We start from the raw sequence: 17336 nt of genomic DNA on the forward strand, positions 1-17336 counted from the left end.
TCGCGAAGGCGATCTAACAGTCAGCGCTTTTCCTGCTTATGAGGCAACGGCGCAAACAACGCCTCGATATCCTCATTCCCCAACTTCCAATCTCCCGTCGTCCGCCCATCCAGAACGCCCGCCGCCAGATCAGACTTTTCCTGCTGCAAATGCTGGATTTTCTCTTCCACGGTGCCCCGGGCAATCATCTTGTACACAAATACCGGCTTCTCCTGGCCGATGCGATACGCACGGTCGGTGGCCTGGTTTTCCGTGGCCGGGTTCCACCACGGGTCGTAGTGAATCACCGTGTCGGCTTCCGTCAGGTTAAGTCCGACGCCGCCTGCCTTCAGGCTGATCAGGAAGATCTGCAGCTTGCCGCTCTGGAAGTCTTTCACCGGCGTGCGCCGATCCCGCGTCTGACCGGTAAGCAGCGCATAAGCCACGCCGCGCTTCTTCAACTCGGCCTCGATCAGGCTCAGCATCGAAGTGAACTGGGAAAACAGCAGAATCCTGCGGCCTTCGGCAAACAGCTCTTCGAGCATCTCCATCAAGCTGTCGAGTTTGCCCGAGCTACTGCCCTTTGCCGGCAGGGTTGCATCATTGACCAAGCGTAAATCACAGCACACCTGGCGCAACTTGAGCAGCGCCTCCAGGATGATGATCTGGCTGCGCGCCACACCCTTGCGGGTAATCTCGTCGCGGACTTTCTTGTCCATCGCCAGGCGCATGGTTTCGTACACGTCGCGTTGGGCTTCGTTGAGGTCGACCCAGTGGATGATCTCGGTCTTGGGCGGCAGCTCGGTCGCCACCTGTTCCTTGGTGCGACGCAGCAGGAACGGCTTGATCCGACCATTGAGGTGCTGCAATCGCACATCGCTGCCGCGCTTTTCGATCGGTACGCGGTAATCGCGGTTGAAGCTCTTCACGTCCCCCAGCCAACCCGGCAGCAGGAAGTGGAACAGCGACCACAGCTCGCCCAAGTGGTTTTCCAGCGGTGTACCGCTGAGGCACAGGCGCTGGCGGGCGTTCAGCTCGCGGGCCGCCTGGGCCGCCTTGCTGTTGGGGTTCTTGATGTACTGCGCTTCGTCAAGGATCAGCACGTGCAAGGGCAGGGCGGCCAGTTGCTCGATGTCCTTGGGCAGCAGGGCGTAGGTGGTCAGCAGCAGGTCGTAGTCCTGCAACTGAGGGAAATGTTTCTTGCGCCCCGCGCCGTATAACGCCATGACTTTGAGCTGCGGCGTGAAGTGCGCCGCTTCGTCGAGCCAGTTCGGGATCAGGCTGGTGGGCATCACCACCATGCACGGGCGGTCCAGGCGTCCGGCGATTTTCTCGCTGAGAATATGCGCCAGGGTTTGCAGGGTTTTGCCCAGGCCCATGTCATCCGCGAGAATCCCGCCGACGTCGAGTTGGCGCAGCGACTGCATCCAGCTCAGGCCTTCCAGTTGATAAGGGCGCAACGTTGCGTTCAAGCCTTCCGGCGCTTCGCAGCTGAAATCCTTGATGTCCCGCAGGCGCTGGGCGAAGTTGCGGATCTTTTCGCCGCCTTCCCATTGCAGCGGCAGGTCTTCCAGCGGGTTCAGGCGAATCGCGTCGGCCTTGGCCAGGCGCAGCGCGGTGGTGCCGGGCTCTTGCAGGTAGAACTCGCCCAGGGTTGCCAGCACCGGTTTCAGCCGGCCATAAGGCAGCGCCACTTGCAGCGGGCCGTGGCCGTTGGGCAGGCCGGGAATGTTCACCAGGATCAGTTCGTCATCACGGCGCCGGGCGAGTTTTTCCGGGTTGAGGATCTCGGTGTGAGAGCGCATCAGGTTCAACAGGATCGGCAGAAGACTCAGGCGTTCGCCGTTGACGATGATCCCCAGCTCCAAGTCGAACCAGTCGCGCTCCGGCATCTCGTCGACGCTGGCGTACCAGTCGTCGACGGCGCTCAGGTCAAAACCGAAATCTTCGTCGATCTGTAGTTCCCAACCCTGGGCGCGCAGGTTCGGCGAGGCATTCAGGGTGAAGTTCAGCCACGCGCTGTCATTGACCATCTCGAACAGCTCGCCGGCGCTTTCCGGCAGGGCCTTGCTCTGGCGGGTGGCGATCTTGAAGCCCAGCAGGCGCAGCTGTTCGCGAAACTGCTGCTCCACCTCGGGGTGGCGCTTGATCCGCAGGCTCTGTTGTTCCTGGCGCACGATAATGTCGGCGTTCTTCTGGCCGCTGACGTAGTTGCCCAAATAGTTGAAGGACAACGCCGCGCGATGCTGGATATAACGCTGCATCTTGCCGTTGCGCGGTTCGAAGGCACTGAACTCGATACTCGCCAGCCACAGGCGCGGCACCGGTTGCACGTCTTCCATCACCACTTGCGGCAACACCACGCGGTTATCCAGCACCGCCTGGAGCTTCTCCAGCAACTCGGCATCCTGGGCCGCCGCCGGGTAGGCCAGGGTTTCCTGGACCTTGAGCAGCACGGCGGCGATGTGTTTGCAGTTGGTGTGCACGGGGCACGTGCAGCGGCTGTCCACCAGGATCAACGTGCCCTTGGCGGATTCGCGCAGCGAAATGGTCTGGCGGTAGACATTGCCACCCGAGCCTTCGCAGCTGGCAATGATGGTGCTGTCGCCGGACTCGACGATACGCACACGGTTTTCCAGGGCGTAGCGCCGGCCACGCTCGAGGCTTTGCTCTTTAAAGCGATTGGCCCACGAAGGGGCCAGGGGTTTGGTCAACGACGACGTCAGGGGCATGGTGCTGGATCAGTCCTGGACATCGGGCGGTGGAGCGCTGGGCGGCTTGGCGGTCAGCGAAGTGATCTTGATCAGCAGGGCGAGGTGGCCGCCGTCCAGGTAGTTGAGCTGGTTGTTCTTGGTGCGCACGTCTTGCTGGCTGAGGTGTTCGCTGGCGATGACGCTGCCGTTGGCGTCGAACTGGTTGACCCAGAAGTCTGCGTCGATATCGGTAAAGCGCCCAAGCTGCAGGTTCAGGGTACCTTCGATGGGGAACTGGCCGAACTGTTCCTGGCCATCGCTGATGGCCAGCTTCACCGGTTGCTCCCCGAGATTCTGTTCCCAGGACTTGTGCAGCAATACGGTGTAGTCGCTGCTGGCTTGCAGCTTCTCGACAATATTGCCCAGTCGTGGCGGGCTCATTTTGTCAGTCCCCAGGCGTGGTGCGCCGGCGTCCCAGTTTTCCGGCGCCGCACGGCTGTTGATCACCGGCTCGGCGTTCTGGCGCACCAGGATCATCTCCACCAGGTACGGGCTGTCGGCGAACGCCGAAGGCGCAACGACCACCAACAACAAGCTCAAAATGCGGAACAGGCGCATTGGGGCGTCCTTCAAGCAGATTTCGGGATGAGGCGCTCAAACAGCGCCTCCAGTGTATTAAAGCGTTCTTCGGCGCGTTCCATCGGCACCATGAATTTGAACAGCGTAGCCCCTTCGAACTTGTAGCGATTGGGCTGGCCCTGAATCAGCTTGATCAGCACCAGTGGGTCCACCGGCGTCTGTGCTTCGAACTCGATACGCCCGCCTTGCGGCCCGGCGTCGACCTTCTTGATGCCCAGTTGCTCGGCCTGCAATTTGAGCAGGGTCAGGCGCACCAGGTTCTTGGTCGGCTCCGGCAACAGGCCGAAGCGGTCGATCATCTCCACTTGAAGGTCCTTGAGACCTTCTTCGTCGGTGGCCGAGGCGATGCGCTTGTACAGGATCAGTCGCGCGTGCACATCCGGCAGGTAGTCTTCGGGGATCAGCGCCGGCAGGCGCAGGTTGATCTCCGGGCCGCCACCCAGCGGTTGGTCGAGGTTCGGTTGTTCGCCCTTGCGGATGGACTTCACCGCGCGCTCGAGCATTTCCATATACAGGGTGAAGCCGACGGCCTGGATCTGCCCGCTCTGGCCGTCGCCCAGCAGTTCGCCGGCGCCGCGGATTTCCAGGTCGTTGGTGGCCAGCACAAAGCCGGCGCCGAGGTCCTGGGTGTTGGCGATCGCTTCCAGGCGCTTCTCGGCGTCGGAAGTGATCTGTTGGCGCGGCGGTGTCAGCAGATAGGCATACGCCTGGTGGTGACTGCGCCCGACCCGGCCGCGCAACTGATGCAGCTGCGCCAGGCCGAACTTGTCGGCGCGCTCGATGATGATGGTGTTGGCGCTCGGCACGTCGATGCCGGTCTCGATGATGGTCGAGGCGATCAGCACGTTGAAGCGCTTGTGATAGAAGTCGCTCATTACCTGTTCGAGTTCGCGCTCGCGCATCTGCCCGTGGCCGATGGCGATCCGTGCTTCCGGCACCAGTTCGGCGAGGTCGGCGGCGCATTTCTCGATGGTTTTTACATCGTTGTGCAGGTAGTACACCTGGCCGCCGCGCAGCAACTCGCGCAGCAGGGCTTCCTTGACCGTGCTTTTGTTCTGCTCCATGACGAAGGTGCGCACCGACAACCGGCGCGCCGGCGGCGTGGCGATGATCGACAGGTCGCGCATGCCCGACACCGCCATGTTCAGCGTGCGCGGAATCGGCGTGGCGGTGAGCGTCAGGATGTCGACTTCACTGCGCAGGGCCTTGAGCTGTTCTTTCTGGCGAACCCCGAAGCGGTGCTCTTCGTCGATGATCACCAGCCCGAGGTTCTTGATCTTCACGTCATCCGACAGCAGCTTGTGAGTGCCGATGACAATGTCGATCTTGCCTTCCGCCAGGTCGGCGATGGCCGCATTCACTTCCTTGGCCGATTTGAAGCGGCTCATCACTTCCACGGTCACCGGCCAGTCGGCAAAGCGGTCGCGGAAGCTGTTGTAGTGCTGCTGGGCGAGCAGGGTGGTGGGGACGAGGATCGCCACTTGGCGGCCACCGTGCACCGCAATAAACGCTGCGCGCATTGCCACTTCGGTCTTGCCGAAGCCCACGTCGCCGCACACCAGGCGGTCCATCGGCTTGGGCGCCAGCATGTCGGCGCGCACGGCGTCGATGGTGGTTTGCTGGTCCGGGGTTTCTTCGAAGGCGAAGCCGGCGCTGAAGGTGGCGTAGTCGGCTTTTGGGTCGGCAAACGCATAACCTTCGCGGGCGGCGCGGCGGGCATAGATGTCGAGCAACTCGGCGGCCACATCGCGTACCTGTTCGGCGGCCTTGCGCTTGGCTTTCTGCCAGGTCTCGGAGCCCAGGCGGTGCAACGGCGCGAGGGCGTCGTCGCTGCCGGTGTAGCGGGCGATCAGGTGCAGGTTGGCCACGGGCACGTAGAGCTTGGCGCCCTCGGCGTATTCCATGGTGAGGAATTCGGCCACCTGGTTGTCGATCTCCAGGGTCTGCAGGCCCAGGTAACGGCCCACGCCGTGGTCGATATGCACCACCGGCGCGCCTTCGCGCAGCTCGGTGAGGTTCTTGATCACCGCATCGTTGTTGGCATCGGCGCGCTTTTCCCGGCGGCGGCGCTGCATCACCCGCTGACCGAACAGCGGGCTCTCGGCAATCAGTGCCAGGGCCGGGTCGTCCAGCAGCAGCCCTTCGTCCAGCGGTGCGATGGTGATCGCCAGGCGATCCTTGCTCGCGACAAAGTCCGGCCAGCTGTCGACGGTTTTCGGCCGCAGCTTCAGGCGTTCCAACAGCTCCAGCAGCACCTCGCGGCGCCCGGCGGACTCGGCGGTAAACAGCACGCGGCCGGGGAAGTCACCGAGGAAATTCGACAGCGCTTCCAGCGGCTGGTTAGCCTTGGCTTCAATCGCCAGGTTCGGCAGCGCTTGCGCCGGAAAGCGCTCGCGGCCGGCGCCTGCATCCACGTCCTGCTGGCTGGCGACTACCCGCGGCCAGTTTTTCAGGCGGGCGAAGCAGTCTTCCACCGGCAGGAACAGCTCGGCCGGTGGCAATAAAGGACGGGACGGGTCGACGCGGCGTTCTTCATAACGGTTGCGCACGTCATTCCAGAAATTCTCCGCTGCCTGTTCGATGCCTGGCAGCGAGAACACCTGGGTATCCTGGGGCAGGTAATCGAAGAGCGTGGAGGTTTCGTCGAAGAACAGCGGCAGGTAATACTCGATACCGGCGGGGGTAATCCCGCTGCTCAAGTCCTGGAAGATCGGGCAGCGACGGAAATCCACGTCGAAGCGCTCGCGGAAACGTGCCTTGAAGCGCGTGACCGCGTCTTTTTGCAGCGGGAACTCCCGGGCCGGCAGCAGCTTGATCGACTGCACCTTGTCGATGGAGCGCTGGTTTTCCGGATCGAAGGTGCGCAGGGTTTCGATTTCGTCGTCGAACAGGTCGATCCGGTAGGGCAGTTTGCTGCCCATCGGGAACAGGTCGATCAACGCGCCACGCACGGCGAACTCACCGTGCTCGTACACCGTGTCGACGCAGCGATAACCGCTGGCCTCAAGCCGGGTGCGCATTTGCTCCACATCGAGCTTCTGGCCGATATCCAGCACCAGGCTGCTGCCCAGCAGGAACTTGGTCGGTGCCAGGCGGTGCAGGGCCGTGGTGATCGGCACCACCAGCACGCCGTGGGCCAGTTCCGGCAAGCGGTACAGGCTGGCGATGCGCTGGGAAATGATGTCCTGGTGCGGCGAGAACAGATCGTAGGGCAGGGTTTCCCAGTCCGGGAAATGCAGTACCGGCAAATCGGGGGCGAAGAAACTCAGCTCCTGTTCCAGCCGCTCGGCACTTTGGCTGTCGGCGGTGAGCAGCAGGGTAAAGCGCTTGGCAGCGCTGGCAGCCTCGGCGATGGCCAGGCTCAGGGCGGCACCGGGCAGATTGCCCCAGTGCTGTTTACCTGCCGCGGCAGGGAGAAGCGGTAGACGCAGAACGGGCACGGAAGGTTGAGCTCCAAGCGTTGCGACAAAGTCGGTAATTGTAACGGCCCGGAGTGCCGCCTGTCAGTTGCTGACTGAGCCTATTACGGTTTGTAGGAAATGTAGTGGCTAAGACAAACAAAGGTGCCTTTTGACTCATTATGTAGTGCCGAAATCGGTGTATGTTTCGGAGGGTTACGGACACTTTGTCACATTGGTCCAACAGGGGGTGCGCTGGAAGCCGCGTATTTACTGGGCTGCAGAGGGGCGATATTTTTTTGCAAGGGGTTTTGTTGCGGGCCGCGCATTGCTCCGAGGGCGGTCGGGCGGCATAATGTAGCCCCTTTTTTCTGCCCCTACATGTGGAAGGTTCCCGTGACTCAGAAGCCCGACCAGTGTCTTGGTGAATGGATCGACCGTGAAGCACTCGCTGAAGCAATGATTCCGCTTATCGGTCAGCTATACCGCAATAACAACGTGGTGAGCTCGATCTATGGCCGCAGCCTGATCAACCAATCAGTCATCGCGATTCTCAAGGCTCATCGCTTTGCTCGCCATCGTTCTGCCGACGATAGCGAACTCTCCGTCCACGAAACATTCCCTCTGCTTAAAGCCATGAGCGAGCTCAAGCTCGGCGCGGCTTCGGTAGACCTGGGCAAGCTGGCCTATAAATTCCGCAAGGAAGGCGCTGGCCGCACCGCCGAGCAGTTCGTACGTGAAGAAATGGCCGACGTGGTTGGCCAGCAAAACGCCGCAGCCCGCAAAGGCACCGACGTTGTGCTGTACGGTTTCGGTCGTATCGGCCGCCTGCTGGCGCGCATCCTGATCGAAAAAACCGGTGGCGGCGACGGCCTGCGCCTGCGTGCCATCGTGGTGCGTAAAGGTGCTGAAAACGACCTGACCAAGCGCGCGAGCCTGCTGCGTCGTGACTCGGTCCACGGTCCGTTCAACGGCACCATCGTCATCGACGAAGAAAACAACACCATCACCGCCAACGGTAACCTGATCCAGGTGATCTACGCGAAGAACCCGTCTGAGGTGGATTACACCCAGTACGGCATCAAGGACGCACTGCTGGTGGACAACACCGGTGTTTGGCGTGATGCCGAGGGCCTGGGCCAGCACCTGGCGTGCCCGGGTATCGACCGCGTTGTCCTGACTGCGCCTGGCAAGGGCAAGCTGAAGAACATCGTGCACGGCATCAACCACGGTGAAATCACCGCTGACGACAAGATCGTGTCCGCCGCTTCCTGCACCACCAACGCCATCGTGCCGGTGCTGAAGGCTGTGAATGACAAGTTCGGCATCGTTAACGGTCACGTTGAAACGGTTCACTCGTACACCAACGACCAGAACCTGATCGACAACTTCCACAAGGGCGATCGCCGTGGCCGTAGCGCCGCGCTGAACATGGTGATCACCGAGACCGGTGCTGCCACCGCTGCTGCCAAGGCCCTGCCTGAGCTGGCCGGCAAGCTGACCGGTAACGCGATCCGTGTTCCGACGCCGAACGTGTCGATGGCCATTCTCAACCTGAACCTTGAGAAAGCCGCCACCCGTGAAGAGATGAACGAGTACCTGCGCTACATGGCGCTGCACTCCGATCTGCACAAGCAAATCGACTTCGTCAATTCGCAGGAAGTGGTTTCCACCGACTTCGTGGGCTCGCGCCACGCCGGTGTGGTGGACGCTGAAGCGACCATCACTCAAGACAACCGCGTTGTTCTGTACGTTTGGTACGACAACGAATTCGGTTACAGCTGCCAGGTGGTTCGCGTGATGGAAGACATGGCCGGGGTTAACCCGCCAGCATTCCCGCGCTAAGCATCAGCGGTAAATGAAAAAGCCCCGACTGGTTCGGGGCTTTTTTATGTCTGTTGTTTTTGTGTTGCTTGTACCGGCCTCATCGCAGGCAAGCCAGCTCCCACATTTTGATTTGTGAATACATTTCAAATGTGGGAGCGGGCTTGCTCGCGAAAGCGACCTATCAAGCGCCGCCGACTACAGAGGCCTGCGCGGTACGCAGTTCATGCCGGTTGCCCTTGAACAGAATCAATGTGGCGATCAAGCCCAGCATCGCCGCGCCGCTGAGCCAGATGCCCGGTGCGGCCTTGTTGTCCAGCACGTGGATCAGGTAGGTACAGGCCGCCGGAGTAAAGCCACCAAAGGTTGCCGTCGCCAGGCTGTAGGCCAGGGAGAAACCGGTGGTGCGCACTTCTACCGGCATGATTTCGGTCAGCGCTACAACCATCGCGCCGTTGTACGAGCCATACAGGAACGACAGCCAGAGCAGCACGATCAGCAGATGGCTGAAGCTCGGATTGGCCACCAGCCAGGACAGCGCTGGATAAGCGGTGAGGATCGCCAGAATAGTCGCCCCCAGCAGCAGGGGTTTACGCCCGATCTTGTCGGACACCGCGCCCATCACCGGCAGCCAGATGAAGTTCGAGATGCCCACGCACACAGTGACCAGCAGCGCGTCGAAGTCCGACAGGTGCAGTTCGGCCTTGCCGAAGGTCGGGGTGTAGGCGGTGATCAGGTAGAACGACACGGTGGTCATCACCACCAGCGCCATGCCGGCGATGACGATGCCGAAGTTCTGGCCGATCGAGCGGACGATTTCCTGCAGGGTAGGGCGGTGCTTGCGCGCCTGGAATTCCGGGGTTTCTTCCAGGGAGCGACGAATCACGAAGATCACCGGCACGATCAGGCAGCCGATCAGGAACGGCACGCGCCAGCCCCAGTCACCCATTTCTTCCGGGCTGAGCCAGTGGTTGAGGCCTACGCCCAGCAGGCCGGCGAATACCACGGCGGCTTGCTGGCTGGCGGACTGCCAGCTGACGAAGAAGCCTTTACGGCCCGCAGTGGCGATTTCCGCCAGGTACACCGACACGCCGCCCAGTTCGACACCGGCGGAGAAGCCTTGCAGCAGGCGGCCGAACAGCACCAGCAACGGCGCCGCGACGCCCAGGGTGGTATACCCGGGAACGCAGGCAATCAGGATGGTACCGGCGGCCATCATCGCCAGGGTGATCACCAGGCCCTTTTTACGGCCGTGACGGTCGATGTAGGCACCGAGGAAAATCGCGCCCAGCGGACGCATCAGGAACCCGGCACCAAAGGTCGCCAGGGACAGCATCAGGGACGCGAACGCGCTGTCGGTGGGGAAAAATGTCTTGGCAATGGCCGTGGCGTAGAAGCCGTAGACCATGAAGTCGAACATCTCAAGGAAGTTACCGCTGACAACGCGAAAGATCGCCTTGCCCTTGCCCGTTGTAGTGGACATGTCATGCACTCATTTTGGCTATCTTATTAGTAATCCCTGGTCGCAACCGTCCTTGCTGTTGAAGCTCTGGCACGAGGCTGGCGCTGAACAGTTTTGTAACGATATGTGTATAAGCCACCACAGGCAACAAAAAACCGATAGCAAGCTGGCAAATTGCCGCAGGCCTCCCGGTGATGAAAATCCAATGCGGGAGCGGGCTTGTTCGCGAATGCGGTGTGTCAGTCAGCTTATGAGCCACTGACACACCGCATTCGCGAGCAAGCCCGCTCCCACAGGGTTTTTGCGATCAGTTGAGGAGGGTGTTACGCAGGCTGTCGGACAAGCCTTTTGGTGCCAGCCAGATGCCGAGATAAGCTTTCGCCAGCTCGTCATTGCGACTGCTGAACACCACCGTGCCGTTGATTTCCAGGTTCAGGCCGCGCTGAGGCTGGAAGTCCAGCGCATAACGGTCGCCGCTGCGGATGTTGCGGAAGCTTTTGTGCAATTGATCCAGTTCAGGCTTCAGGCGGGCGAGGGTGGCGGGTGTTTGCTGACGTTCGAGAGTGGCGGTGGCGGCCTTGATCACATCGTTGCGGTCGATATCGCGAAAGTAATACAGCTCCAGGCGCAGGTCTTTTTGCTGATCCAGGGCTTGTTTGGCGCTCAGGTCAGCCGGGGCGAACAATGCCGCCGCATAGACGTCTGCCCACAGGTAGGTCAGGACGGCCTGGTTTTTCAGCACCAGTTGATGAGATTGCGCCGGAAAATCGGCTTGTTTGAGGCGATCAGCCTCATTCGCCAGAACCGGGACCGAAAACATCAGCAATAAACAAATGACGACATGCTTCATAATGGCCAGTCCTGAAAAAGGTGCTTGCCTACAGGTTAATTCAATAACGAGCGCCGTGTAGTAAAGGCAAAACTGGCCTACGACGCGACCAAGGGTTAATGTGCGCGACGTTGAGCGTTCTATAGACTGTGCCCCGGCTCACACACTTGAGCCACATTGATCCTTCATGACCGCTGGCCGCGGCATGATTTAGCCAGGCGTCCAACCGTGCGCCCTGGCCTGTTCTGAGGAGTACGCATGGCTGTCTACAACTACGACGTGGTGGTACTGGGTTCCGGCCCAGCTGGAGAAGGTGCGGCGATGAACGCCGCCAAAGCAGGGCGCAAGGTGGCGATGGTCGATAGCCGTCGCCAGGTCGGCGGTAACTGCACCCACCTGGGTACCATCCCGTCCAAGGCCTTGCGTCACTCGGTGCGCCAGATCATGCAGTTCAACACCAACCCGATGTTCCGGGCCATTGGTGAGCCGCGCTGGTTCTCGTTCCCGGACGTGCTCAAGAGCGCTGAAAAAGTCATTTCCAAACAGGTTGCCTCGCGGACCGGCTTCTATGCCCGTAACCGCGTCGACCTGTTCTTCGGCACCGGCAGCTTCGCCGACGAGCAAACCGTCGAAGTGGTCTGCGCCAACGGCGTGGTCGAGAAGCTGGTAGCCAAGCACATCATCATCGCCACCGGCTCGCGTCCGTATCGCCCGGCGGATATCGATTTCCACCACCCGCGTATCTACGATAGCGACACCATCCTCAGCCTGGGCCACACCCCGCGCAAACTGATCATCTACGGCGCCGGAGTGATCGGCTGTGAATACGCCTCGATCTTCAGCGGCCTGGGTGTATTGGTCGAGCTGGTGGATAACCGCGACCAGTTGCTGAGCTTCCTCGACTCGGAAATTTCCCAGGCGTTGAGTTACCACTTCAGCAACAACAACATCACCGTGCGCCACAACGAAGAGTACGAGCGGGTCGAAGGCCTGGACAACGGTGTGATCCTGCACCTGAAATCCGGCAAGAAGATCAAGGCCGACGCCTTGCTGTGGTGCAACGGCCGTACCGGCAACACCGACAAGCTGGGCATGGAAAACATCGGTGTGAAGGTCAACAGCCGTGGCCAGATCGAAGTCGACGAGAACTACCGCACCTGCGTACCGAACATCTACGGTGCCGGTGACGTGATCGGCTGGCCAAGCCTGGCCAGTGCCGCCCATGACCAGGGCCGCTCGGCCGCTGGCAGCATTGTCGACAACGGCAGCTGGCGCTACGTCAACGACGTGCCGACCGGGATCTACACGATTCCCGAGATCAGCTCGATCGGCAAGAACGAGCACGAACTGACCAAGGCCAAGGTGCCTTATGAAGTCGGCAAGGCGTTCTTCAAGAGCATGGCGCGTGCGCAGATCGCCGGTGAGCCCCAGGGCATGCTGAAGATCCTGTTCCACCGCGAGACTCTGGAAGTGCTGGGCGTGCATTGCTTCGGCTATCAGGCGTCGGAGATCGTGCACATCGGCCAGGCGATCATGAACCAGCCGGGTGAGCTGAATACCCTCAAGTATTTCGTCAACACCACGTTCAACTACCCGACCATGGCTGAAGCCTATCGGGTAGCGGCCTACGACGGCCTCAACCGGCTTTTTTGAGCGGCTCCGGCCGGTGGCCTGAGCCGGCCGGGGAGACCGATTTCAGTAATTCCCGAGGGTGGCAGTGGCCAAACCGGGAAAGTCTGTAATCAGGCTATCTACGCCGAAGTCGGCGAGCCTGCGCATCAGCGCGGGTTCGTTGACGGTCCACACGGACACGTGCAAACCCTGGCGCTGGGCTTTTTCCAGACGCTCAGGGGTGCACAACGTCCAGTTCAACGCCAGAATCTCACAGCCATAGTTGGCCGCGACCTTCAACGGGTCGAGCCAGGCGTATTCGGCTACCAGCCCGCGGGACAGGTCCGGGGTGAGGTCCAGCGCCGCTTTCAACACTTCCCGCGAGCTTGAGGTCACGGTGACCTTGTCCATCAGCCCGAAACGCTGAGCCATTTCACGGATCGCCAGCACGGTGGTTGCCGCGCGGGTGCGCGATGCGCTTTTGACTTCCAGTTGCCAGTGGTCGAAGTCGCACTGTTCGAACAGCTCTTCCAGGCGCGGGATCGGGCAAGGGTTGACCCAGCCCGGGCCGCCTTTGCGCGCGTCCATCTTGACCAGGTCGGCGGCTGAGTACTCGACGACCTTGCCGCGCCGGTCGGTGGTGCGCTTGAGCGTCGGGTCGTGGATGACCATCAGCTCGCCGTCCATGGACAGGTGCAAATCCAGTTCGCAGCGGCGCACGCCGTGCTTGAGGCATTCCTGGAAGCTGGTCAGGGTGTTTTCCGGTGCTTCGCCTTTGGCACCGCGGTGGCCATAAATCAGGGTCACAGTTGCTCCTTTACGCCAGGGTTCCTGGCTGGATGGATGACGCGACGCGCCATTCAATGATCGTATTCAGGTGTCGGATTCGTCGCTTTTTTCCCGCGCCAGGCGCCGTTCCTGGGCCTGTTTCTGCAGGATATAGCGTGCCAGCAACTGGCGTTGGGCATCGGTCATGGCTTCGAATTCCGTGCCGATTTCAAAGCCACCGGTCTTGGCATCGCAATGGGTAACCTTGGCTCGCAGCAACAGCCCGAGGGCTTGCGGCATCAGCACCAGCTTGACCGCCAGGTGGCTGTCGGGTTGGATCGCCGTGGGGTTCAGGAACTCGATGCCGCCTTCGGAGATGACCACGGGCTGCGGCGTACCGATCTCGCCCAGCAGGCTTTGCGCCATGATCTGGCTGAGCAAATCCATGCGTTTGTTCTGCACTTTGAGGAAGGCGGCCAGGGTGCGGTCCCGCTCGCCGATCTGGCGCAGCAAGTGCTGGGATTCAAATTCACTCAGGTGCAACTCGCTGAGGAGATTGAACAGCGGCGAATCATCCAGCAACACTTCCTTGCTCAGCGCTTCCGGGCCCGACAGTGGGGTAATTTCCAGTGCGATCATGTCCTCGATACGGTAGTATTCGCGGCGATCTTCTTCATCTAATGTCGACATGGCGAACCCAAGGCAGCGGTGATGGTCTGAGTGTAAAGCTGCTTACCTGACCCCGCCACAAGGACGTCTTCTTTTCCTCCGAACAAGCCCCGACATGTTCAGACCTCTCTTCGTATTTATTGGCACGCGTTATACCCGTGCAAAACGTCGCAATCATTTTGTGTCGTTCATTTCCCTGACCTCGATGATCGGGCTCGCCCTTGGCGTTGTCGTGATGATTGTGGTGCTGTCGGTGATGAACGGCTTCGATCATGAGATGCGCACCCGCGTGCTGGGCATGGTGCCCCACGCGACCATCGAGTCGGGTGAGCCCATCAGCGACTGGCAAAGCCTGGCCGCGAAGGTCAAGCAGAACCCCAAAGTGCTGGCGGTTGCGCCCTTCACCCAGATGCAGGGCCTGTTGACCAACGACGGCAAGGTGCAGAAAGTCCTGCTCAATGCCATCGACCCGGCGCAGGAACGCAATGTCTCGATCATCGATAACTTCATGCAACAGGGCAAACTGGACGACTTGTCGCCCGGCAGCTTTGGCATCGCTATCGGTGACAAGGCGGCGGCCAAGCTCGGCGTGGGCATCGGCGACAAGCTGACCTTCGTCGCGCCGGAAGTCACCGTGACTCCGGCGGGCATGTTCCCGCGCATGAAGCGCTTTACCGTGGTCGGCATCTTCCATGTCGGCGCCGGTGAGATCGACGGCTACCTGGGCCTGACCAACCTGACCGACCTGGCCCGCCTGCATCGCTGGAAGCCGGACCAGGTCCAGGGCTTGCGCCTGAAATTCAACGACCTGTTCGACGCGCCGCGTACCTCGTGGGAAATCGCCCAGCACCTGGGTGAAAACCAGTACTACGCCCGCGACTGGACCCGTACCCACGGCAACTTGTACCAGGCCATCCGCATGGAAAAAGCCATGATCGGCCTGCTGTTGCTGCTGATTGTCGCCGTCGCCGCCTTCAACATCATCTCCACGCTGGTGATGGTGGTGAACGACAAGAAGGGCGACATCGCGATCCTGCGCACCCTTGGCGCCACGCCGGGGCAGATCATGGCGATCTTCATGGTCCAGGGCACGGTGATCGGCGTCGTCGGCACCTTGATCGGCACCGTGGTGGGGATTCTCGCCGCGCTGAACGTCAGCGCGGCTATCGCCGGGCTGGAAGTGTTGATCGGCCACAAATTCTTGAACTCCGACGTCTACTTCATCGACTACTTGCCGTCCCAGGTGCAGAGCCAGGACGTATTGATGGTCGGCGGCGCCGCGTTGGTCCTGAGTTTCCTTGCCACCCTGTATCCAGCCTGGCGCGCGGCACGTACCCAGCCGGCGCAGGCTTTACGTTATGAGTGAATCGGGCATGAGTGAAAAAGCAATCCTGAGCTGCCGCAACCTGGGCAAATCCTACGAGGAAGGCCCGGAGTCCGTGGTGGTGCTGTCCAACCTGCAGCTGGAACTGCACCCGGGCGAACGCGTGGCGATCGTCGGCAGTTCCGGTTCCGGTAAAAGTACCTTGCTCAACCTGTTGGGCGGCCTTGATACGCCGTCCCAGGGCAGCGTCTGGCTGGCCGGCGAAGAGTTGTCGGCCCTGGGCGAGAAGGCCCGTGGCCAGTTGCGCAACCGTTCGCTGGGTTTTGTGTACCAGTTCCACCACTTGCTGCCCGAGTTCACCGCCCTGGAAAACGTCTGCATGCCGCTGTTGATCGGCAAGACCGCGATCCCGGAAGCACGCCAGCGTGCCCAGGCGTTGCTGGAGCGCGTCGGCCTGGGCCATCGCCTGGAGCACAAACCGGCTGAGTTGTCCGGCGGCGAGCGCCAGCGTGTGGCGATTGCCCGTGCCCTGGTCAACAACCCGGGCCTGGTGATGCTCGACGAGCCGACCGGCAACCTCGACTCCCACACCGCCCAGGGCATCAAGGACTTGATGCTGGAGTTGAGCACCCAGATGCGCACCGCGTTCCTGGTGGTGACCCATGACATGAGCATGGCCCGCCAGATGGACCGTGTGTTGCACCTGCAGGAAGGTCATCTGGTCGCCATCTGACCTGTTTCAAGCCCGGCGCCCGGCGCCGGGTTTTCTATTTTTTCAACGGTGCCCGCGAATGTTCAGACCGTTATCGATTTTCATCGGCACGCGCTATACCCGCGCCAAGCGCCGCAACCGTTTTGTTTCGTTTATCTCGATGACCTCGATGATCGGCCTCGCCCTCGGCGTGCTGGCGATGATCGTGGTGTTGTCGGTAATGAACGGTTTCCAGCGGGAAATGAGCTCACGCATCCTCGGCATGGTGCCCCACGCGACCATCGTTGGCGTGAAGCCCATCAGCGACTGGCAGCCGGTGGCAGATGCCGCGATGAAGAATCCGGAAGTCACTGCTGCCGTACCGTTCACACAGATGGACGGCATGCTCTCCTACAAGGGCGCGATGCAGCCGATCGAGATCAGCGGCGTTGATCCGGCCCAGGAAGGCAAGGTGTCGATTGTGGCCCAGCATATCGTCCAGGGTCATCTTGAAGACCTTAAACCGGGCGAGTTCGGTGTGGTCATCGGTGAGATCACCGCCCGGCGTTTCCGCCTGAACGTCGGCGACAAGCTGACCCTGATCGTGCCGGAAATCAGCAGTGCGCCCGGTGGCATCACCCCGCGTATGCAGCGTCTGAACGTGGTGGGTGTGTTCAAGGTGGGCGCGGAGCTGGATGGCTCCATGGCCCTGATCCACATGGCCGACGCCGCCGAGATACAGCATTGGGAGCCGAACCAGGTGCAAAGCGTGCGCCTGGCGGTGAAAGACTTGTATGCCGCACCCAGGGTATCCGCGGATATCGCCGCCAGCCTCGGTGCCGACTACAAGGCCGACGACTGGACCCACACCCAGGGCAGCCTGTTCAGCGCGATGAAGATGGAAAAAACCATGATAGGCCTGCTGTTGCTGATGATCGTCGCGGTGGCGGCGTTCAACATCATCGCGACCTTGATCATGGTGGTGAACGACAAGGGCGCCGACATTGCGATACTGCGCACCATCGGCGCCACGCCACGGCAGATCATGGCGATCTTCATGGTGCAGGGGACGGTGATCGGGATCGTCGGTACCTTGATCGGTGGCATCCTCGGCGTGATTGCGGCGCTGAACGTCAGTGAACTGGTGGGTTGGCTGGAACGGGTGACCGGGCAGCATATCTTCAGTTCGGACGTGTATTTCGTCAGCAACCTGCCTTCGCAGTTGCAGGGTGGGGATGTGTTGTTGATTTGCTCGGCGGGGTTTGTGTTGAGCTTTTTGGCGACCATCTATCCGGCGTATCGGGCGGCGAAGATTGAGCCGGCGCATGCCCTCAGGTATTCGTAATTCTTAAGACCGCCTTCGCGAGCAAGCCCGCTCCCACATTTTGACCGCGTTCTTCCTGAATGCACCCGGTCAAAATGTGGGAGCGGGCTTGCTCGCGAAAGGGC

General features: G+C 61.0%; 12 protein-coding genes. 5 read left to right on the top strand and 7 right to left on the bottom strand.

Annotated features, from left to right (window positions below; genetic code table 11):
• Positions 1-20 precede the first annotated feature (20 nt).
• From HX786_RS21045 to mfd, 3 genes are read right to left on the bottom strand one after another with little or no spacing between them, the layout of a single operon-like run.
• Positions 21-2711 carry a DEAD/DEAH box helicase gene (locus HX786_RS21045; protein ID WP_003218960.1) on the bottom strand — a complete coding sequence of 897 codons (2691 nt, stop codon included), beginning with the start codon at positions 2709-2711 and terminating at the stop codon, positions 21-23.
• A gap of 9 nt (positions 2712-2720) precedes the next feature.
• Positions 2721-3290 (bottom strand): CsiV family protein, encoded by a 570-nt coding sequence (locus HX786_RS21050; protein ID WP_003218957.1) that lies wholly within the window; start codon positions 3288-3290, stop codon positions 2721-2723.
• Positions 3291-3301: 11 nt separating this feature from the next.
• A complete protein-coding gene (gene mfd / locus HX786_RS21055) occupies positions 3302-6751 on the bottom strand; it encodes a transcription-repair coupling factor (protein WP_003218956.1) in 3450 nt (1149 codons plus the stop codon).
• A 339-nt stretch (positions 6752-7090) separates the two neighbouring features.
• On the opposite strand from mfd, the gene HX786_RS21060 reads away from it, so the two are divergent.
• Positions 7091-8554, top strand: a complete 1464-nt coding sequence (locus HX786_RS21060; protein ID WP_023659083.1) for a glyceraldehyde-3-phosphate dehydrogenase — start codon at positions 7091-7093, stop codon at positions 8552-8554.
• A gap of 163 nt (positions 8555-8717) precedes the next feature.
• Here the strand turns inward: HX786_RS21060 and HX786_RS21065 are convergent, their stop codons facing one another.
• Positions 8718-10016 (bottom strand): MFS transporter, encoded by a 1299-nt coding sequence (locus tag HX786_RS21065; protein WP_178912550.1) that lies wholly within the window; start codon positions 10014-10016, stop codon positions 8718-8720.
• 286 nt (positions 10017-10302) lie between these two features.
• Positions 10303-10845 (bottom strand): chalcone isomerase family protein, encoded by a 543-nt coding sequence (locus HX786_RS21070; protein ID WP_003218949.1) that lies wholly within the window; start codon positions 10843-10845, stop codon positions 10303-10305.
• Between the two features lie 237 nt (positions 10846-11082).
• Here HX786_RS21070 and sthA point away from each other — a divergent pair, with 237 nt between their 5' ends.
• Positions 11083-12477, top strand: a complete 1395-nt coding sequence (sthA, locus tag HX786_RS21075) for a Si-specific NAD(P)(+) transhydrogenase (protein ID WP_003218947.1) — start codon at positions 11083-11085, stop codon at positions 12475-12477.
• Positions 12478-12519: 42 nt separating this feature from the next.
• On the opposite strand, the gene HX786_RS21080 is transcribed toward sthA, so the two are convergent.
• Together HX786_RS21080 and HX786_RS21085 are read right to left on the bottom strand one after the other, a co-directional pair.
• Entirely contained in the window at positions 12520-13242 is a 723-nt protein-coding gene (locus tag HX786_RS21080; RefSeq protein WP_003218946.1) for a glycerophosphodiester phosphodiesterase family protein, read from the bottom strand.
• A 66-nt stretch (positions 13243-13308) separates the two neighbouring features.
• A complete protein-coding gene (locus tag HX786_RS21085) occupies positions 13309-13893 on the bottom strand; it encodes a PilZ domain-containing protein (protein ID WP_003218944.1) in 585 nt (194 codons plus the stop codon).
• A gap of 94 nt (positions 13894-13987) precedes the next feature.
• Here HX786_RS21085 and HX786_RS21090 point away from each other — a divergent pair, with 94 nt between their 5' ends.
• Genes HX786_RS21090 through HX786_RS21100 form a run of 3 tightly spaced genes read left to right on the top strand, consistent with a single transcriptional unit; the run spans position 13988 to position 17232 of the window.
• A complete protein-coding gene (locus tag HX786_RS21090; RefSeq protein ID WP_003218943.1) occupies positions 13988-15238 on the top strand; it encodes a lipoprotein-releasing ABC transporter permease subunit in 1251 nt (416 codons plus the stop codon).
• Positions 15239-15245: 7 nt separating this feature from the next.
• Positions 15246-15929, top strand: coding sequence for a lipoprotein-releasing ABC transporter ATP-binding protein LolD (gene lolD, locus HX786_RS21095; RefSeq protein ID WP_003218941.1), 684 nt, complete (start codon positions 15246-15248; stop codon positions 15927-15929).
• Positions 15930-15987: 58 nt separating this feature from the next.
• The gene (locus HX786_RS21100) at positions 15988-17232 is read left to right on the top strand and encodes a lipoprotein-releasing ABC transporter permease subunit (protein WP_178912551.1); all 1245 of its coding nucleotides are present in this window, start codon (positions 15988-15990) and stop codon (positions 17230-17232) included.
• Positions 17233-17336 lie beyond the last annotated feature (104 nt).

Origin of the sequence: Pseudomonas sp. 21615526 (assembly GCF_013386245.1) — a bacterium.
In the GTDB taxonomy this organism is placed as follows: domain Bacteria; phylum Pseudomonadota; class Gammaproteobacteria; order Pseudomonadales; family Pseudomonadaceae; genus Aquipseudomonas.